The organism is Clostridium lamae (assembly GCF_033043255.1).
GTDB classification, from domain to species: Bacteria; Bacillota; Clostridia; order Clostridiales; family Clostridiaceae; genus Clostridium; species Clostridium lamae.
Map to the genome: position 1 here is coordinate 1 of NZ_JASCQJ010000041.1, position 21,001 is coordinate 21,001.

Annotated in this window: 21 protein-coding genes; 2 read left to right on the forward strand and 19 right to left on the reverse strand. The window is 27.7% G+C overall.

Annotated elements, in window-relative coordinates; genetic code table 11:
* Positions 1-215 precede the first annotated feature (215 nt).
* The 3 genes from QK892_RS15025 to QK892_RS15035 form a co-directional block, all read right to left on the reverse strand.
* Positions 216-1,493 carry an FAD-dependent oxidoreductase gene (locus QK892_RS15025; protein ID WP_317274401.1) on the reverse strand — a complete coding sequence of 426 codons (1,278 nt, stop codon included), beginning with the start codon at positions 1,491-1,493 and terminating at the stop codon, positions 216-218.
* Positions 1,493-2,482 carry a sulfide/dihydroorotate dehydrogenase-like FAD/NAD-binding protein gene (locus tag QK892_RS15030; RefSeq protein WP_394855040.1) on the reverse strand — a complete coding sequence of 330 codons (990 nt, stop codon included), beginning with the start codon at positions 2,480-2,482 and terminating at the stop codon, positions 1,493-1,495. The genes QK892_RS15025 and QK892_RS15030 overlap by 1 nt, the downstream gene beginning before the upstream one ends.
* A gap of 103 nt (positions 2,483-2,585) precedes the next feature.
* On the reverse strand, positions 2,586-3,632 hold the full coding sequence (locus QK892_RS15035) for a D-alanyl-D-alanine carboxypeptidase family protein (protein ID WP_394855041.1): 1,047 nt from the start codon (positions 3,630-3,632) through the stop codon (positions 2,586-2,588).
* Positions 3,633-3,883: 251 nt separating this feature from the next.
* On the opposite strand from QK892_RS15035, the gene QK892_RS15040 reads away from it, so the two are divergent.
* Both QK892_RS15040 and ytfJ read left to right on the forward strand, forming a co-directional pair.
* Positions 3,884-4,483 carry a DUF2953 domain-containing protein gene (locus QK892_RS15040; RefSeq protein WP_317274366.1) on the forward strand — a complete coding sequence of 200 codons (600 nt, stop codon included), beginning with the start codon at positions 3,884-3,886 and terminating at the stop codon, positions 4,481-4,483.
* Between the two features lie 10 nt (positions 4,484-4,493).
* Positions 4,494-4,961: a GerW family sporulation protein gene (gene ytfJ / locus QK892_RS15045; protein WP_317274367.1), complete on the forward strand. Its 468-nt coding sequence runs from the start codon at positions 4,494-4,496 to the stop codon at positions 4,959-4,961.
* Between the two features lie 39 nt (positions 4,962-5,000).
* Here the strand turns inward: ytfJ and scpB are convergent, their stop codons facing one another.
* From scpB to dxs, 16 genes are all read right to left on the reverse strand, one after another.
* Positions 5,001-5,609: an SMC-Scp complex subunit ScpB gene (scpB, locus tag QK892_RS15050; RefSeq protein ID WP_317274368.1), complete on the reverse strand. Its 609-nt coding sequence runs from the start codon at positions 5,607-5,609 to the stop codon at positions 5,001-5,003.
* Complete coding sequence (locus tag QK892_RS15055; RefSeq protein ID WP_317274369.1) at positions 5,602-6,345, reverse strand: segregation/condensation protein A; 744 nt, start codon at positions 6,343-6,345, stop codon at positions 5,602-5,604. The genes scpB and QK892_RS15055 overlap by 8 nt, the downstream gene beginning before the upstream one ends.
* A gap of 108 nt (positions 6,346-6,453) precedes the next feature.
* A complete protein-coding gene (locus QK892_RS15060; protein ID WP_317274403.1) occupies positions 6,454-7,674 on the reverse strand; it encodes a D-alanyl-D-alanine carboxypeptidase family protein in 1,221 nt (406 codons plus the stop codon).
* Positions 7,675-7,758: 84 nt separating this feature from the next.
* Positions 7,759-9,063 (reverse strand): pyrimidine-nucleoside phosphorylase, encoded by a 1,305-nt coding sequence (locus QK892_RS15065; protein WP_317274370.1) that lies wholly within the window; start codon positions 9,061-9,063, stop codon positions 7,759-7,761.
* Positions 9,064-9,313: 250 nt separating this feature from the next.
* Positions 9,314-9,469, reverse strand: coding sequence for a hypothetical protein (locus tag QK892_RS15070; RefSeq protein ID WP_317274371.1), 156 nt, complete (start codon positions 9,467-9,469; stop codon positions 9,314-9,316).
* 53 nt (positions 9,470-9,522) lie between these two features.
* Positions 9,523-10,401 carry a tyrosine-type recombinase/integrase gene (locus QK892_RS15075; RefSeq protein WP_317274372.1) on the reverse strand — a complete coding sequence of 293 codons (879 nt, stop codon included), beginning with the start codon at positions 10,399-10,401 and terminating at the stop codon, positions 9,523-9,525.
* A gap of 70 nt (positions 10,402-10,471) precedes the next feature.
* On the reverse strand, positions 10,472-11,107 hold the full coding sequence (gene spoIIM, locus QK892_RS15080) for a stage II sporulation protein M (protein ID WP_317274373.1): 636 nt from the start codon (positions 11,105-11,107) through the stop codon (positions 10,472-10,474).
* Between the two features lie 164 nt (positions 11,108-11,271).
* Positions 11,272-11,790 carry an NUDIX hydrolase gene (locus QK892_RS15085; RefSeq protein ID WP_317274374.1) on the reverse strand — a complete coding sequence of 173 codons (519 nt, stop codon included), beginning with the start codon at positions 11,788-11,790 and terminating at the stop codon, positions 11,272-11,274.
* 218 nt (positions 11,791-12,008) lie between these two features.
* Positions 12,009-12,473: a hypothetical protein gene (locus tag QK892_RS15090; protein ID WP_317274375.1), complete on the reverse strand. Its 465-nt coding sequence runs from the start codon at positions 12,471-12,473 to the stop codon at positions 12,009-12,011.
* A gap of 333 nt (positions 12,474-12,806) precedes the next feature.
* Entirely contained in the window at positions 12,807-13,616 is an 810-nt protein-coding gene (spo0A, locus tag QK892_RS15095) for a sporulation transcription factor Spo0A (protein ID WP_317274376.1), read from the reverse strand.
* Positions 13,617-13,843: 227 nt separating this feature from the next.
* Entirely contained in the window at positions 13,844-15,031 is a 1,188-nt protein-coding gene (gene spoIVB, locus QK892_RS15100) for a SpoIVB peptidase (RefSeq protein WP_317274377.1), read from the reverse strand.
* 180 nt (positions 15,032-15,211) lie between these two features.
* Positions 15,212-16,906 carry a DNA repair protein RecN gene (recN, locus tag QK892_RS15105; RefSeq protein WP_317274378.1) on the reverse strand — a complete coding sequence of 565 codons (1,695 nt, stop codon included), beginning with the start codon at positions 16,904-16,906 and terminating at the stop codon, positions 15,212-15,214.
* A gap of 14 nt (positions 16,907-16,920) precedes the next feature.
* Positions 16,921-17,370 carry an arginine repressor gene (locus QK892_RS15110; RefSeq protein WP_317274379.1) on the reverse strand — a complete coding sequence of 150 codons (450 nt, stop codon included), beginning with the start codon at positions 17,368-17,370 and terminating at the stop codon, positions 16,921-16,923.
* Between the two features lies 1 nt (position 17,371).
* Positions 17,372-18,223 carry an NAD(+)/NADH kinase gene (locus tag QK892_RS15115; RefSeq protein ID WP_317274380.1) on the reverse strand — a complete coding sequence of 284 codons (852 nt, stop codon included), beginning with the start codon at positions 18,221-18,223 and terminating at the stop codon, positions 17,372-17,374.
* Between the two features lie 90 nt (positions 18,224-18,313).
* Complete coding sequence (locus tag QK892_RS15120) at positions 18,314-19,123, reverse strand: TlyA family RNA methyltransferase (protein ID WP_317274381.1); 810 nt, start codon at positions 19,121-19,123, stop codon at positions 18,314-18,316.
* Positions 19,124-19,134: 11 nt separating this feature from the next.
* Positions 19,135-20,994, reverse strand: a complete 1,860-nt coding sequence (gene dxs / locus QK892_RS15125; RefSeq protein ID WP_317274382.1) for a 1-deoxy-D-xylulose-5-phosphate synthase — start codon at positions 20,992-20,994, stop codon at positions 19,135-19,137.
* Positions 20,995-21,001 lie beyond the last annotated feature (7 nt).

Genomic DNA, 21,001 nt, shown 5'->3' on the forward strand with positions numbered 1-21,001 from the left:
TTATATTATTTACCGAGATATTGTCTCCTCTAATAATATTTTCATATTTACTCTACAAAAATATTATACTTTACATTTAATTTTCTATTTATTTAATTTTAAGATAAACATAACTTTTTATTTTCATCCTAATACTTATTTACGAGTATTTTATTTAAGTATATAATTTGAATAACACATAAAAAGCACTTAGAATAAACTAAGTGCTTAACTACTTATATTAATTTTTGATTAAATACATTATCCAAATTAACTTTGCTAATTCTTTGCTTTATTTCATCTTTATCTTTAGTGTATAGACCTAAATCCTTCATTCTCTTAAAGTATTCAGCTCCTGCAAAAGTGTATCTATTTTTTCTTCCTTCTCTGCTTTCAGCTTTTTCATTTGCATATGAAATGATATCTCCTATTGCAATTGATGAAGGTAAAATTAATAGTGGTATTCCCATAGCTAGTCTTACTGAATTATGCCCTGCTAAAGAACCAGTTACAATTGCTTCTGTATGTCCAACAAATAACCCCGACTTCTCTCCTGCACAGAATAAATTATCTACTCCCTTTACTTTTAAATCATTAGTTCTTGGAGCTACTGATAAATATCTTATTGAGTTCCCCTTACTTCCTGCATATGGATCTACATATTTTGCATTTTCTAATCCTTTTATTTTCCTTAATTTTTTCAAAGGATAGTAAGTGGTCATTAGTTTAGCATGTCCAGTATCTAATAAAATAATATTTTCTGCAAATTCCTTTAAAGCATATTGCTGACACACCTTAGCATTAAGCTTATCATAGTTAATATCTTCCTCTGGAACTTCTAATATAACGCATCCTGTTCTATCTAACTTTTCAACAATCTCTTTTGATAAACTTTCTTTAGCTAATTTACAGGAACCTGAAATCGCTCCTAATGTATCTGAATCTCTTTCTCCATGTATATCTGAAACACCACATCTTTCACTTATACTAAGTCTTGGTCCAAATGCTGGACATCGCAAAATGCACATTGAACATCCATTCCCATATCTTAAGCAATTTCCCATTGGACCTGTTGTTCCTGTTGTTTCAATAAATACATCCCCCTCTTCATAACTACCATCACTAAGATATATTCCCTTAATCTTGCTCCCTTCTAAATTAACATCAGTAACTCTACTTTCTATATGAATATTTATACCTATATCCTCTAAATACTTACTTACTTTACCTTCTATTAAATTTACATCATATAACGTTGCATGCTTATGACCTGGAAATTCTATATCTTTATGTCTAGCTGTATTATCAACAATATCAATCAAATCTCCAGCACCAAGATCTATTAATTCTTCTGAAGCTGTCCACCTTCCGTTATTTCTCATTATTCCCCCAACATTTCCAAGGCCTAATAATAAATCAGTTTTTTCATAAAGGTGAACTTCTGCACCTGCTTTTTTTGCTGTAATTGCAGCTGCTGCTCCAGCCCAGCCTCCACCAACTATAATAACCTTTATCATATAAATCTTCTCCCTTCAAATACATTTCTTGGATCAGCTTGAACTTTACAAAAACGTTTTACTCTATGCCCTGAAAATCTAGCTGTACAACTACCACATACCCCTTCTCCACAGCACATTTTTATATTATTGCAACAGGATAATTTAATATCTTCTCCTTGTAAGTCATCTAAAAAATCTATTATTTTTACAGTTAAAATATCAGCTCCAGCTATATGAATATAACTTACTTCTTTATCTTTTATAAATGATTTTATTAGAACCTTTACCTCATCACTTAGTTGTCCCTTTTCTATTACTGACTCTTCTATCATATTTAAATCATAACCTGATAAAAATTCTTTAACATAATTATCTTTATATGGTGACTTATCCAGAATTAAATTTATATTATTATTATTTAAAGATAACTTTCTAATTACCGGAATCATAGGAGCCATTCCAATGCCTCTAGCTATAACTAATACATTCTTATTAATTTGCTTATTAATATTTTTAAGTCCAAAAACTCCATTCCAATACGGCCCTCTAATAGTAATTTCTCCCCCTTCCACTATATCAAGTAATTTCTTTGTTTTTATTCCTCTTATTTCTATCATTATAGTTACTATATTTGTTTCTACATTTGATTCCAAGATTGAAATAGGTACATCAAAATATATATTTTCATTGGTTCTTATAAATATGAAGCTTCCAGGTTTAACTAAATCCATTACTAATTTATGTGGAGCTTTAAACTTAATTAAAAGAACATCATCTTGGTATAATACCTTCTTTTCAACTAAACAATTATATGTTTTTCTTCCTTCTTTTGATTTAGATCCATTATTAATAAATTCATGATAAATACATACCCCATTCCAATTTAAGCAATCACAAAAACAGCTTCCTTGTAATTGAGAACATAATATACACTCATTTGATTCTGCAAGATGACAAGGACAAAATTCTGTTCCAGCATCTATACAGTCAACAGCTTCTTTCATTATTAGAATCTCCCCATTAGATTTCTTACACATTAATAGATTATTTTCTATTTTTCATTTTGTTACACTATATTTTTTATAAAAAAAGTAGAAGGATTAACTTCTACTTTTTAAAGATTATATTATCAAATTCTTCTTTACTCATATTTATATTACTTATTAAAGGAAATTTACTATTTTCTTGTTTCTCATCTTTAATTGATATTTTCCCCAGAATATCTCCGCTTTCTACTTGAGAAGTTCTATTGAATACTTCTACTTCTACTATATCTTTTTCTTTATATCCATATGTTACTTCATCATCTTCTATTATTTTACCTAATCCTGCAAGGTTTTCCTTTTCTAAAATATCCTTGTTTGATGTTTCGATAAATGTATTAGTTTTTATGACATAATTAAATATTTTTTCTGTCACATTCCATCTATCTACACAATTCAAAACTACTATAATTATATTTCTACCTTCATGATTAACAGATGAAACTAAACATTTACCAGCTCCTCCTGTATAACCAGTCTTTACACCATTGGCTCCAGGTATTCTATATAATATTTTATTTATATTTTGATAATCTCTTGTAAAATTATATTTATCTTTATATATGACCTTTTCTCCTACAATTTCTCTAAAAAAATCATACTCCATTCCTTTAGCTGTTAATATCGCTAAGTCATAAGCTGAAGAGTAATGTTTTTCACTATCCAATCCATGTGGAGATTCGAAATGTGAGTTAATAATTCCCAAACTTTTAGCAAAATCATTCATTATATTAGAAAAGTTTTCTACTGAACCAGCTATATCTTCTGCTATTGCAATAGCAGCATCATTACCGGACTTAAACATTAATCCAAATAATAATTCTCGCATTGTAATTTCCTCACCAGCTCTATATCCTACAGTTGATCCCCTAATAGATGAAGCATTTTTACTGATGGTTACTTTTCTATCTAAATCTCCATAATTTATTGCTATAAGGGAAGTTAAAATCTTAGTAGTACTGGCCATTGGAACAATTTCATATCCATTTTGGTTCCATAATACTTGCCTACTTTCTGAATCTATAGCTATTGCATTTCTAGCAGATACCTTTAACGGCAATTTGATATCAACTTTATTCCCATCAATATCAATATAATCTTCATCAATCATGTCTGCTATATCATTATCCATATCTATATCATCGTCAATAAATGCTTTCGCTGAATAAATATTCCATTGTAGTGTCAATAATACTAATAAAATAGTAAAAATAACTTTTTTTAAAACTTTCATAAAATCACCCTCTGTACTAACCATCTATGAGTAGTTTGTTCTAAAAGATATTTTTTAAACATTATTTTTACTTTTTTTACTTATTTAATTAGATTATTTATTTAAATAATTTAGAAAGGAGTGTGAAAGTGGCTTTAATATTAATCCTTTTAATCATAATATTAATACTTATTTTTCCTATACCATTAAAAATCAATATAAGCTTTAATGATGGTGTATTAATTTTAAAATTATTTAATTCACGTATCTTTTCATCATCTAACGGTATTGAAAATAATTTATTAAAAAAACTTCTAAGAAAAACTGATATTGATTTAAAAAAAGAAACTACAATAAAATATAAAAATAAAAGAGCCATTAAATCCTCACCCCTTAAACGTAAAAAAATTATAAAAAAAATATCTATAAAAAAGTTATATAAGAATATTTCCTGTAATAAATTCAAACCTCTAATAAGAATATATGGTAATTTATTTTTTGGTATTGAAGATGCTGCTTGTTGTGCAATACTTTATGGATTATTATGTAATTTACCAACTTTTCTTGGACTAATATTAGAAAAAATATTTCAAATAAAAAATATAAAATTAGATATTATACCAAAATTTAATAAAAACACTATATCTTTTGGCATAACTAGTATATTTTACTTTAATATTGCTAATATTATATATATGTTATTTTTAATGTATAAATCTTTTGAAATTAAGGAGGTGACTCCCGAATAGGGAGATATTTATGTCAATCGAACATCCTGTTGAAAATTTAATGAAAAGTACCATGGAAAATCTAAGAGATATGATAGATGTTAATACAGTTATAGGTGATGCAGTCGAAACTAAAGATGGTAGCTACATAATACCTATATCAAAAGTAACCTTTGGTTTTGCATCTGGTGGAAGTGATTTTGGAAATAATTGCAATACTCCCACTGATAAAGAAAGCAAATACCCTTTTGGAGGTGGATCTGGAGCCGGTGTTACAGTTAAGCCTGTTGCATTCTTAGTACTTAGAGAAGATGCTGTAAGGCTACTTCCAGTAGATCAAAATAATACATATGATAGAATTGTAGATTCTGTTCCACAAATTCTTGATATGTTTAAAAATTTCTTCAATAATGATAAAAATAAAGCAAAAAATAAAAATCCTAATGTTGAAGATAATCCATGTGATGATACTGATTCATCTTCTAACAACATATTCTAGTATTTATAAGATATATTTTAGAAAATTCTAAAATATATCTTATATTTCTTTCATAGCATCATTTAATAAATCTATTGAAGCTTCCTCTTGTTCTGAATATAGATCTAAAGACGGTAATTCATTTAATTCTTTTAAGCCAAACTGTCTTAAAAATTCTTCAGTAGTACCAAATAAAATTGGTCTTCCTGGAACTTCTAATCTTCCAACCTCTTTTATTAAATCTTTTTCTATTAATCTTTGTATAGCACTTTCAGATTTAACCCCTCTTATTTCATCTATATCTACTCTTGTAATTGGTTGCTTATATGATATTATAGCTAAGCTTTCTAACGAAGCTTGTGATAAAGATTGTCTTTTATTTTTTCTTAATAATTTCTGTATATAATCGCTACTTTCAGCTTTAGTTACTAGCTGAAATTCACCATTTATAGATATTAATTTTATTCCTCTTTTTTCTTCTTCATACTCATTTTGCATTTCATCCAATACACCCTTAATAATCTTACTTGAAATATCCAAGGTATTACTCAAATCCTTTATGGTAAGAGGATCTCCACTTACAAATAGGAGAGATTCTATTAATGACTTTATTTTAGGTTTTGAAGATACTTCCTCGAATTCATATTGTGCTACTTCTAATTTATTCATTTGCCGATCTCCTTTCAATCAAAATGTCATCGAAATTATTATCTTGATATACTTTGATAATTCTAAGTTTTATAAGTTCCAATAAAGCTAAAAATGTTACAACAGACTCTAACTTACATTGACTTTCTCTAATTATATCTTTAAATTTAATTATTTTATTATTATTAAAGCTTGAAATTAAATCATTCATTTTATCTTCAATTTTATATTTATCAACATATATTTTTCTTTGAATTATATTTTCTTTATTTTGCTTCATAAGAAAATTTTCAATTAATTTATTGTAAATATTATACAAATCCAATAAAGTAATATTTTTAAATATATCTTCTTTGTTAACTATATTTGTATCCTCTATTATTTCAGGCTTCTTAGTATAAATATCACCAGAACTAATGTATTTCTCTTTTAAAAATAATGCTGCTCCCTTTATTTTCTTATATTCTATAAGTCTATTCATTAAGTTTTTCTCTATATCTTCTTCTTGTTCTTCATTATTCTTAATAACTGGTAATAGTTTCTTAGATTTAATTTCTATCAATGTTGCTGCTACTACTATAAATTCAGATGTTATATCTAAATCCATAATTTTCATATCATCTAAATACTTTAAATATTGATTTGTTATCTTATATATTTCAATATTATATATATCCATTTCATTTTTCCTAATTAAATGTAATAATAAATCAAATGGACCTTCAAAATTTGCTACTTTAACCTTCGGCATTTCCATATTTCTCATCCGCCTTTAATTTTCTATTTCCTAGAATATAATAACAAGATTATTTATAAAGAACAACCTTTTTTATAACAAGAAAGGGATTCTAATTAGAATCCCTTTCTATATACCTTTTTTAAACATATTCTTCATATTAAACTTGAAGTTTTCAAAGAATCCTCCTAATTTAATGTCTCTATCAGAATATAAATCTACTTCGCCTATTTTATTTTCTCCAATATAGGCTTCACACTTTCCTATGATATCTCCTTCTTTATATTCCTTCTTAAGATCATCTATAACTATTTTTTTATCTATTTCGTTATTATCACCCTTAGGAACAATAGCAATCAAGTCATTTTTAGCTTTTGCTATAAAATATTTATCTGTATTTTTACTTAAGTATATGTTCTCAACTTCTTCATCTTTAGTTAATACTTTCTTACCTTCAAACTTAGAAAATCCGTAATTTAGAAGCATTCCAGCATCTCTATTTCTTATTTTATATGTTGGTGCTCCCATAATTACTGAAAGCATTCTAACTCCATTTCTTGTAGCTGTGGTTGAAATACAGTATTTAGCCTCTTCAGTATATCCTGTTTTTAATCCGTCACAACCTTCAAAAAATCTTACTAGTTTGTTATGGTTAACTAATTCTATTGGTGATAATCTACCTTCTGATATAGTTTCCATATATGTTCCTGTATATTTTAATATAGTAGGATGTTTTAACAATTCTAATGACATAGTAGCTATATCTCTAGCTGTTGATAAATGCCCATCACTTGGTAAACCATTAGAATTTTTAAAAGTTGTGTTAGTCATCCCAAGTTCCTGAGCTCTTCTATTCATCATTTCTACAAATGCTTCTTCTGTACCACTTAGATATTCAGCTAATGCAACGGCAGCATCATTACCAGATGCAATCGCAACACCTTTTAATAACTCTTCAACTGTTCTTACCTCTCCAGTATCGAGGAGCATTGTGCTTCCACCCATTTTTTTAGCATTTTCACTACATGTTACCTTATCATTTAAAGAAATTTTACCACTATCCACTGCCTCCATAGTTAATAACATTGTCATTATTTTTGTTACAGATGCTGGAGCAAATTTTTCATCTGGATTTTTTTCATATAATATTTTGCCAGTAGTCGGCTCAATTAATAATGCAGATTTTGCATCCACATTTATTCCTTCTTCACTAAATGTTTGACTGCTCCATTCTTCATAAGTTTCAACTTCATTTTTATCTGGTTCTACATAAGCACGAACAGGTAAAATATTTAAAGATAATAAACTTAAAGAAAGTGCAACCACCTTTTTAAAATTATTTTTATACATCATATTTCCTCCTTTCAAGCTTATTATTACCAATAAAAATAAAAATATGATAAAAAGAATAAATCTTCTTATCATATTTTTAAACTACTGTACTATGTCATATATTAAAGGAATCTTTTCTTCAATTTTCTCACATATAATTATGTTCTTTAAAATATTGTTTTTAGCCTTTTCTATGTTATCTATATCATTACTATGAATGTAGGCTAGAATGTCTCCTTCTTTTACTTCATCTTCCCTCTTTTTATTTAATACTATTCCTACTGAAAGATCTATATCACTTTCCTTAGTCTCTCTTCCAGCCCCTAATTCCATAGCTATTAATCCAAATGCTTCAGCATTAATTCTTCTTATTACCCCACTATTAACAGCTCTTACTTCTTCAACGTATTTCGCCTTTGGAAGCTTATCAGTATCATCTACAAAGGATGGGTCTCCCCCTTGAGCTTTAATAAATTCTTTTAACTTTTCTATTCCCTTACCATTACTTATATTTTCTAATAATAATTGCTTACCTTCTTCAAAGGTATTAACTTTATTGCCACAAACAAGCATATAGCTTCCTAATGTTAAAGTTAGTTCTAATAAATCCTTTGGTCCATTCCCTTTTAATAACTCTATAGCCTCTTTTACTTCTAAAGCATTTCCAATTGCATACCCCAAAGGTTGATTCATATCTGATATTACTCCAATAGTTCTTCTACCAACTGATGTACCAATATCCACCATTTCCTTTGCAAGTGACCTTGCCTCTTCAGGCGTCTTCATAAAAGCTCCATCTCCAACTTTTACATCCAATACTATTGCATCTGCACCTGATGCAATTTTTTTACTCATAATACTTGAAGCTATTAATGACATATTATCAACTGTTGCTGTAACATCTCTTAAAGCATATAGTTTTTTGTCAGCAGGAACTATATTTCCAGTTTGACCCATTAAAGCTATTCCAATCTCATTAGAATTTTTAATGAATTGCTCTTCAGTAAGCTCTACTGAAAAACCACTGAATGACTCTAGTTTATCAATAGTTCCCCCAGTATGTCCCAACCCTCTACCAGACATCTTTGATACTGGTACTCCTATAGACGCAACTAAAGGAGTTAAACAAATACTAGTTTTATCACCAACTCCACCAGTTGAATGTTTATCGACTTTAACTCCATTTATTGAAGATAAATCTATTACATCTCCTGAATTAACCATAGCCATAGTTAATTCTGAAGTTTCTTTCATATTCATCTTATTAAAAAATATTGCCATAAGTAGTGCAGAAGCTTGGTAATCAGGTATTTCTCCATTAGTAAAACCTTGCACAAAATAATTAATTTCTTCTTTTGTTAATTCTAGACCTTTTCTCTTTTTCAGTATAATGTCATACATTCTCATAAGAATATGACCTCCTATTATTTACGTATATTATTTTAAAAACTTTTTCCTTTAATATCATTTTGTAAAAACTTATTAATCATATCTTCTGAAAAACCATTAGGCTATGTGTTAAAAGGAGTATCAAGAATTACTCCTCCAATTTCCCAGTGCCCTGTTACTGTATCCTTTCCCTTTGATACTTCAGAAGTTTACCATAAGTTCCAATATTATCTTTTACTTTAATTAAATATTTTACCCCTTTTTTATTTCAAAATCCTAAATTTTCAAGATTATCAATCTTCAATTCCCCACAGGCTTTATAAGTATTGTCTAGCGTATGACTACCAACATCACCATAGAGATATGCATTTGGTAATTCATAAGCTCCTAAACTATCCATTACTACTAATATAACTCTTTTCACCGCATCTACTCCTTTCAACTATAAAGCCTAGAATTATAAATTCTATGACATTATTATGCTCTAGGATGGGAATTTTTATAAACAATATTAATTTTGTCGTTATTTATAATTTCATAATATGTGTCCATATAAGTTAATACTTGATTTCCTAAAAGCTTTTGCACTGCCCTTACATTTGCGCCATTTTGTAATAAATGTACAGCAAAGGAATGTCTAAAAGTATTTAAATTAACATCTTTTTTTATTCCTGCTCTATGTGAATATTCCTTAACAATTCTCCAAACACCTTGTCGTGTTAATTGATTACCATTTAAATTAACGAATAGATTATCTACACCTGCACATGCAATTCTATCCCTAATACTAAAGTATTCTTTTAATGCTTCAACTGCACTTCTTCCAATTGGTATTAATCTTTCAAAATGCTTATTATCTATACATTTTACGAAATTCAATTCTAAATTAATATCATAAACTTTAATATTAATTATTTCAGAAACTTTCATTCCAGTTGCATACATAAGCTCTAATAAAGCATTATCTCTAATTCCTTTATTAGAATCCTTATCTACAATTCTAATTATTCTGTCTACCTCTTCAATAGTTAGAATTTCTGGTAATTTCCTTGTAGTGGTAGTATTCTTGTAATAAATTTTAGGGATTTCACTAACTACTTCTTGATCTTTTAAGTAATTATAAAAGCTCCTTAGGCTTATTACAATTCTATTAATTGACCTCTCAGATTTTCCTTGACTTAGTAAATGCTGAATATAACCTAGTACTGATACATTATCAGTTTCATTTATTTTGATTTCTTTACTATTTAAATATTTTACATATAAATTTACATCTGTTACATAGGCATAAACAGTATTTTCACTTTTATGACTTTTTAATAAAGCTTCCTTATAATTATTAACAATTTCTTTCATAATACTCCCCTATCCTAATACATTATTTATTCGACAAAAAAATCTAAATCCCTTCTTTATTTTCATTGGTTTAGGTTATTTTATAAACATTAGTAACTACTAATCTTATTAGTCCTGGACTCAGATAACACTCAACCAAAACTCCTACTATAAATAATATAAATAAGAAGGATAATTTCAGAGCTAGTCCACTATATATAGCTTTGTTAAATCTTGCTCCTCCAAAAAACTTTTCTTTAATTTTAGCTGATGATAATTCTAATGAAATTATACTTATGCCTACAAAAAAAGGTATATAAAGTAAATTTTGTGGTATAGTTGAAGTTAAAGCTATCCAAATACCTTTTCCTTCAAAAGTGGTTAATAAAAAGCTAAAGGTATATCCCAAAGTAAATCCTTTAACTAAATCAATGATTAAAATTAAAGGAGCTCCAAATACTGTGAATCCAAGTGCTATTATAAGTATGATAATCAATATGTTGTTTTTTATTATGCTAAACAGTAATTCATTAGTTTTAATTTCTTGATTATTTATACTTTTAATAAATCCTGTAAAATAATCAGATAAATCCTTTGCATCTACTCCATCCATATATTTTATGGTATATGCCCCTAATAATATTCCAACAAAGAAAAATGTTAGTACTAATAAGTAGAATAATTTATTCTCCTTGAAGTTAGAATTCATTTTTTCAATCAAGTTCATAATACTCCCCCTAATAAATTTCTATAAATCATACTATGATAGTAATTTCTTTATTATTCATAATTGAATATATGTAAATAAAAAAAGTATTAATTTTTCTTATTAATTCAAAAAAAGCTATATTAAATTGATTTATTTATCAACTTAATATAGCCTTTTTAACATTAAAGATAACTAAACATACTTATTGTTTTGCCATCAATTATTTCACCTTTTTTAATCATTTCTTTTACAGTATTTATGTTAAGAATTTTTACATTTGTGAATTCATCTTCATCTTCGCATTTGTCACCTAACGTTAAATCTGTGGCTTTATATAAATATATTATTTCATCACAAAAACCTGGTGCCGTAGCAATACATCCTAAATACTCCATATTCTTAGCTCTATATCCTGTTTCTTCTTGTAGTTCTCTACGTGCACACTCAATAATTTCTTCATTTTTATTAAGTTTTCCCGCAGGTATTTCTAACATAACCCTATTTAAAGGTAACCTGAATTGCTCTACTAGAATAATATTTTCTTCATCTAGGAATGCAATAATTGCAGTTGCTCCTGGATGCTTCACTATATCTCTAGATGTATTACTCCCATCAGGCAGATTTACATCTACATTTATTATTTCTAAAAAGCTTCCCTTATATATTAATTTTTGATTTATTATTTTTTCTTCTAAATCCATACTATCTCCTTTTACTTATGTATCCACATAAATTTAACTAATTTAACCATAGTCTTTTGATTTGATACATATATAAATGTTTCTATATTAATACCTTTTGTTTGTTCTATGAATAAGATATAACTATTATATAGTATAACACACTGTTACTGTTAAAAATAGCCTGTGTACTCTTCAAAATATATTATATTAAAAGAATCACAGACTACTTTCCGTACTTAATAGAATATTGCTCTATTATTTAAAAAACTATAATATTTTTCTCTTACTTCTCGCGTAAAACCATAATCAATAATTGTTGGTCTTCCATTGATTATCCCCCAACTACTTACTCTCCTTAAATCACAAGGTAATAGATTATATTCATATTGAATATTTTGAAATTCATTTAAACTAAACAGTTCTTCCGCACTTCTAACTTTATAATATGCTAGTATCTCGCTAAATTTTTTTATTCTATATGCTTTCCTCATTACTAAGATATCAAACCCTCTCGAAACCCTTATAACTTCAGCAAATAAATTAGAAGAATCTATTGATGAGATTCTATATTCATTCATATTTTGTGCAATTCCAGCTCTATTTTTTGCAACTTTCATAACATACCCATTTCCTAAATCGAATACATTTCGTGATGAACCAGTCCCAATATATATATAGTTCCCTAGTCCCATATTTAACATAATTTATCACTCATTTCTATCTTTTGTTTATTATAATATAAATGTAAAAGACCATTATATATGTTATTTTATTCACTTAATAATCAATTAGTTCATAGTAACTGACTCTTATTATTAACGTTACAATATATCAAGCATGCATACAACCAATACTTCTTTCCATAAAAAAAATACCTCCATTTTCTAATACATTTTTGTATTTGCAAATAGAAGTATTTTTACATGTATAAATATACCGTTTCGTAGGCTAAAAACATATTAGTCAACTTTTTAATATAAATTTACAGAATATCAATTATATGTTCTTACCATATTTCAGTACCTTACAAGCAATTAAGATACTTTATTCTTTAATCTTAGCTTATCAGCTATTATTGCTATAAATTCACTATTAGTTGGCTTACCCTTTTCATTATGAATTGTATAGCCAAATAGCTTATTAATAGCATCAACTTGACCTCTACCCCAAGCAACTTCTATAGCATGTCTTATTGCTCTTTCAACTCTAGAAGCTGTGGTATTATATTTTTTAGCTATTGATGGATATAGTTCTTTTGTAACTGCTGATAACAACTCCATATCGTTTACTACCATAGTTATTGCTTCTCTTAAATACATATAACCTTTTATATGAGCTGGAACTCCTATTTCATGAATTATGTTTGTAATTTCCGTTTCTAAATCTATTGGTCCTTTTGATATAGGCTTCACTTCAGCTTCTATCATTGTACTAGATGGTCTTCTTACTATTTCATTTGAAGATCCATTAAATAATTCTCTTATTCTCTTAGTAAATACATCCATATCGAAAGGTTTAACAACGTAATAATCAGCACCTAAAGTAATAGCTTTTTGAGTAATTTTATCTTGACCTACTGCAGAAAGTACTATTATTCTTGGCATTTTTTCTAAATTCATAGAATTCAATTTTTCCAAAACACCTAATCCATCTAAATGTGGCATAATTATATCTAATACCACTAGATCTGGTTGTTTTTCTTCGATTAGAGCTAAAGCTTCCCTTCCATCTTTAGCTACAGCAGTAACTATTATATCCCTTTGATTTAATAAATAATCATTCAAGATACTGCAAAATTCTTTGTTATCATCAGCTATTAAAACTGAAATTTTAGAGTCATTCATACTTTTCTCCCCCATCTTCCCGTATACTCCACATTAAACGAGTAAATAATAGTAGTTTATATTTTTATCTTTATAAATCATCCATAAACTATGTTAATAGACATTCTATCAAAATACTTTCACTTTATAAAGGATTCTAATTCATTATATCACAAATTATTTAAATAAAATAGTTTTTTTACAAATTTTTCAAAATTTTTCGTTTGAATATATGTATATTTATACCTCTATTCTATTATCCCTGCATCTTTAAGCATCCATTCTATATATATTCCATATCCTACATCTGGTTTGTTAATAAGAACATGAGTTACAGCTCCTATTAATTTATTATCTTGTATTATAGGGCTACCACTCATCCCTTGGACAATCCCTCCAGTTTTATCTAACAATTCTTGATCAACTACTTTTATTACCATACTTTTAGCTCCTGGTTCCTCTTGTGGCAATAACTTTATTATTTCTATATCATACTCTTTAGGTCCTTCTTCATCGATTGTAGTTATTATTTTTGCGGCTCCCTCTTTTATTTCACTTCTAAAAGCAACTCTTAAAGGTGTATTATATATTTGATTTATTAATTTATCTGAGCCTTCTCCAAAAATACCTGATTCTGTATTTTTATCAATGCTACCTATATTTTCTTTTTCATTTACAAATAGCCCTTTTAGTTCCCCTGGTGAACCTTTCTCCCCTTTTTTAATACTTATTACTGATGAATTTAATAAATCACCTTCCTTTATAGTAAATGGCTTATTAGTATCTCCATCTGTAATCGGATGACCTAGTGCTCCAAATAAATTTGATTTCTTATCATAGAAAGTCAATGTTCCTATACCTGCAGTAGAGTCTCTTACCCAAAGTCCTAGTTTATATTCATTATTTTCTTTTTCAAGTTGGACTTCCTTTTTATTATTAATACCATCTCTCATGTATTCTATTGAAATATTTTCTTTATCTAAATTACTAATTTTTCTAGATAAATCTCTTGAGTCTTTAATTTCTTCACCGTTTATTTTAGTAATTATATCACCTAATTCTATTCCTGATATTTTGGCTGGACTTTCTATTTTCCCTTCAAAAGATTCAACTTCTGAATGACCTACAACTAAAACACCCTTAGTAGAAATTTTTATACCAACATTAAGCCCCCCAGGATACAATTCTAAATCTTTTATCTTTGAAACTGATACTGATTTAATTGGAATTAAACCTAATAGTTTTAATTCTAATTTATCTTTAATTATTTTGCTGTTCTTTATTAAAAAATTATTTGATACTTTTACACTATTAGTATCATCATTAATATATATACTTTTTGGTATATTGCTAGAAAAATAGAAGTAAGTAAATAAACTCAGAATCAACATTGGAGTTATTATTACAGCTATGTATTTATTTTTTTTATTTTTCATCTTCTCTCCTCCTTTGCTTCTCTATTTAACTTGCCCTCATATCTATTCTTATATGCTGTATTAAGTTTGCTAAAAACGTTAAAAATTTTAAATATATTACTTAAAAAATAAAAAAAATAAAATCATGGTAATTAACCATGATTTTAGTGTGTTCAAAAATATATTTACTTATGTATATATTTAAACAGATTTTAATATTTCTTGTTTTTTTAATTCAGCAAAAGCAACCATTTCTGAAGCATTTTCTAAAGTTACATCACTTACCTCATCACCACTAGTCATTTTTGCTATTTCCTTAATTTTTTCATACTTATCTAAAGTTTTTATTTCAGTAAAAGTTTTACCATCCATAACTTTTTTAGAAACAAAATAATGACAATCTGATAATGCAGCTATCTGAGGTAGATGTGTAATACATAGAACTTGATGCTTCGCTGAAACTTCAAACATTTTTTCTCCAACTCTTTTGGCTATAGTACCACTTATTCCCGTATCTATTTCATCAAATATTAATGTAGGTATCTGATCTTTATCAACGAAAACGCACTTCATTGCAAGCATTATTCTTGAAAGTTCTCCTCCAGAAACTACCTTTTCTAAAACCTTTAATGGTTCTCCTGGATTTGTAGATATTAAAAATGTAACATCATCTAATCCTCTTGAGTTAAAGCTACCACTATTTTCTATTTCAATTTTTATTATAGATTTTTCCATTCCTACATAATTTAACTCATATTTAATTTTTTCTTCAAGATTAAAAGCATGCCTTTTTCTTATATCAGTCATTATAAGACATAGGTCTTTCATTTCTTCTTCAATTTCTATTTTTTTAGAATTTAATTTCTTTATTATTTCCTCTGAATTCACTAATTCATCATATTGTTGTTTTAATTTATTTAGGTAATTTAATACATCTTCAACAGATTCACCATATTTTTTCTTATATAAACTAATTTCATATATTCTTGAATTTATTTTTTCTAATTCAAATTCATCATAATGAATTTCTGAAGAAAGATCTCTAATTTCCCTTGCTATCTCTTCTAAAATATATAGTGAATCTTCTATCTTTTCTCTTTTATCTTTTATCTTTTCAAAGTGATTTTCAACACTCGAAAGTTCATTTACTGTTTTCGATAGTCCTTCAATTACTGATATTCCTTCAATAGGATTATCTAATATAGAATAACTTTTACTTAATGCTAATGAAATCTTTTCTGCATTGGAAAGAAGGTTGAATTCTTCCTTTAAATCCTCTTCTTCATTAATTTTAAGATTAGCCTTTTCTATATCATCTATTTGAAACTTAATATAATCTAGCAGTTTTTCTCTATCCGTATTACCATTTAACTCTTTTATTTTTTCATCAATTAAATTTTGCTCTTTTCTTAAATTTTCATATTCATTTAAATAAGAATATATTTCCTCACCAATGAAGTCATCTAAATATAGAATATGATAATATTTATTTAACAAATTTTGATTTTGATGTTGACCATGTATATCTAATAATTTCTCTCTCACTTTCTTTAAATATGATAATACAACAGACTTCCCATTAATCTTTATTATACTTTTTCCTGAAAGGGTTGTCTCTCTAGAAATTATTAAAAGTTCATCTTCTATATCTAATTCTTCTAATAAATTTAGTAATTCAGGATTTTCTATTGAAAACACTGCCTCTACAAAAGTCTTATTTTCTCCATATCTTATTAGGTCTTTTGAAAATTTACCACCTAAAACATAGTCTATAGTATCAATTAAAATAGACTTACCAGCCCCTGTTTCTCCTGATAAAATATTAAATCCTTTACCAAATTCAACACACAATTCTCTTATTAAAGCAAAATTCTTTATATTCAATTGCAATAACATAATATCACCTTTATTTATAAAATCATTCTTCTTACTTTTTCAACTAATTCTTCAGCTTTATCTAAACTTCTAGCTAAAATAAATATAGTATTATCTCCTGCTATTGTTCCTGCAACCTCAGTATCGAATAGATTATCAATAGCCTCCGCTACAGCCATTGCTGAACCAGTTAAAGTTTTTACAACAACAAAATTATCAACATTTTCTACAGAAATAGCTGCATTTGATAGTATACTTGATAATTTATCGTTAATATCTTTACTTTCCTTTGAAGAAACAGCATATTTATAATTCCCTGAAATCCCTTGCATTTTTATTAATTTTAATATTTTTATATCTCTTGATACTGTAGCCTGAGTAACATCAAACCCTGCCATTTTTAGCTCTTCTGCCAATTCTTCTTGAGTTTCTATATCCTTTTCATTAATTATTTCTAGTATCTTATTATGCCTTCTCGATTTCAAATTAATCACCTTCACAATCTTTCCAATTATTTATAATTTTTGACCTCAATACTTTAAAATAATCATAGTCATCAAATAAAATTATTTTTACATACTCTTCTGTTTTCCTAATATTTACTATAGCTTTATCTATTTGAGTAATTGTCCTTTGACCATCAAAAATAATATTAAACTCATCATTATTACTTTTTACTCTTACTTCAATATTGCTATTGCTATTTAGAACAATTGGCTGAATCCCTGTAGTATGAGCACAAACTGGGGTTAATGTTATTGCATCTACAGTTGGATAAACGAATGGTCCTCCAGCTGAGAATGAGTATGCAGTTGATCCTGTAGGCGTAGCTATAATAAGACCATCGCCTTTATAATTATAGTACCTTTTTCCATCTATATATATATCAAAACTTATCATCCTAGATAAGCTACCTCTAGATATTACTATATCATTAAGCGCTAGTGATTCGTTAACAATTTTTTGTAAAGGTAAATCGCAAGTTAATAACATTCTTTTTTCAGAAGTATATTCCCCATCTCTTAATTTTTTAAAAGCTTTATCTATATCTGAAAATTCTATACTTGATAAAAATCCTAAATTTCCAATATTAATACCTAATATAGGTACATCTAGCTTTCCATTTATTCCTCTAGCTACACTTAATATGGTTCCATCTCCACCTAATACTATTATAAGATCTAATAATTCCTTAAACTTATAATTAATTATATCATAACTATTTAACATGATTATTTCTATGTCGTTAAAATATTCATATAATTTTTCTTCAACCTTATACGCAATTTTCATATTTTTATCTTTAAATAAATTTATTGCAATAGCAACTTTCTTCACAATCATGCCCCCCATAGTTTATTAGCAGCATAAATTTTATTAAAGACTTCGAGTTGATTCTAGAAGCCTTTAATAATATTTAATATAAAATTATAAAAAATTATGTGATTCATTCACAATCTTTTCTATATCTTCTAAAGAAAATCTAGATTCAATATTTTTATCTTTAGTAAAATATACTAAATATTCTATATTCCCTTCCGGTCCCTTTATGGGCGAATAACTTAATGATAAAATATTTAGATTTTCAGAGTAGAGATATTCAACTATACTTTTAACTACTTCATTATGAACATTTATATCTCTAACCACACCTTTTTTTCCTACTTTTTCTTTACCAGCCTCAAACTGAGGTTTAATTAAGGCAACTACCTCACCATTATCACCTAATAAATTTATGGTAGCAGGCATAATTTTCTTTAATGAAATAAAAGAAACATCTATAGATGCAAAATCTACTAGTTCTCCAATATTCTCAGGAGTAACATATCTTATATTTGTTCTCTCCATACAAACAACCCTTGGGTCTGTTCTAAGTTTCCATGCAAATTGTCCATATCCTACGTCTATTGAGAAAACTTTTCTCGATCCATTTTGTAGCATACAATCAGTAAACCCTCCAGTAGAAGCTCCTATATCCATACATACTTTGTCATTTAATTCTATACCAAATTCCTTTATTGCTTTCTCAAGCTTTAAACCGCCTCTACTTACATAAGGTATTTCTTGACCTTTAAAAATTATTTCTGCATCTATATTTACTCTTTCACCGGCTTTATCTACTCTTTGACCATCAACAAATATTTTACCAGCCATTATACTTGTCTTTGCTCTTTCTCTTGAAGTAAATAATCCTTTTTCAACTAAAAGTATATCAAGTCTCTCTTTTTTTCCAGACATTTTTATCTCCTTTATTTATAAAGTTCTATAATTGATTCTGCAATTCCTTCTGAATCAAGTTTATTTTCTTTATATAATATATTCACATCTCCTTGAGGAACAAATCTATCCTTAAAACCTAAAGCTTTAAATTTGTTTTTAAAACCTATATCATATAAATTCATCAATACATAACTACCAAATCCACCATTTATTATGTTATCTTCAATAGTTACAATATCATATCCGTCATTTGTTAATTCTTTTAACATCTCAGTATCTATAGGTTTTACAAAAGTTGCATTAACTATTAATGGATTTATTCCGTGCTTAAGTAATTCTTCTCTTGCTAAAAGTGCATTTTGTACCATTTTACCAACAGCTATGATTGCAACTTTTTCTCCCATACATATCTTTTCCCATTTTCCGCATTTAATTGTATCTAAAGGTTTTATGTCATCACATAAATCTCCACCTCTAGGATATCTTAATGCAACTGGCCCATTTTGATTTAATGCCCATTTTAACATAACCTTCACTTCATCTAAATGCTTAGGAGCTAATACAGTCATGTTTGGAACTTCTGCTAAATAAGATAAATCAAATATCCCTTGATGAGTTTCACCATCTTCACCAACTAACCCAGCTCTATCAATGGCAAATACTACAGGCATATTTTGAATACAAACATCATGTATAAGTTGATCAAATGCTCTTTGTAAGAATGTAGAATACACCGCAAAAACTGGCTTCATATTGGCAGCTGCAAATCCTGCTGCTAATGTTGTAGCATGCCCTTCTGCAATTCCTACATCAAAAAATCTATTTGGAAATTCCTTAGCAAAGTCTTTTAGTCCTGTTCCATCTGGCATTGCTGCTGTTATAGCAACTATTCTATCATCTTCCTTTGCTAATTCAATCATGGCATCACCAAAAGCTTTAGAATAATTTTTCTTACTTGGACTATTAGTCTCTCCACTTTCTAAATCAAAAGGACTAACTCCATGATATTTATTAGGATTCTTTTCTGCTAGTTCATATCCTTTACCTTTATTAGTAACTACATGAATTATAACTGGTTCATTAATATTTTTTGCCATTCCAAAAACTTCATTTAAAAGTTCTATATTATGTCCATCTATAGGTCCAATATATTTTAAGCCCATATCCTCAAAAAGCATTGATGGTACTATAAATTGTTTTAATCCATCTTTAAATTTTGATATATATGTTGCAACTTTTTCACCTGTCTTAGAGTGTTTTAATGTCTCATTTATTTCTGATTTCAATTTGTTATATTTAGGTTCCATTCTTAGCTTATTTAAGTGCTTTGAAACCCCACCAACATTTTTAGATATTGACATCTGATTATCATTTAATACGATTATCATCTTAGTTTTTTTGAATCCAACATCATTTAATGCTTCTAAAGCCATTCCTCCAGTTAATGCTCCATCTCCAATAACTGCAATGACTTCATTTTTTTCTTTCTTTATATCCCTAGCTCTAGCCATTCCTAATGCTGCAGATATTGATGTACTACTATGTCCAGTATCAAACGCATCATACTTACTTTCGCATCTTTTCGGAAAACCACTTAAGCCATTATATTGTCTTAATTTATCAAATTGATCTTTTCTTCCTGTAAGGATTTTATGAACATAACATTGATGTCCAACATCCCATACTACTTTATCCTTTTCTAAATTAAAGCTTTTAAATAAAGCTATAGTTAATTCAACTACCCCTAAATTAGAAGCCAAATGTCCACCAGTTTTAGATACACTATCTATTAAAAACTCTCTGATTTCAGAAGCTAAAACTTCCATTTCAACATTTGTCAACTTCTTCACTTCTTCTATAGAGGTAATATTATCTAATATTTTACCCATAACAAAA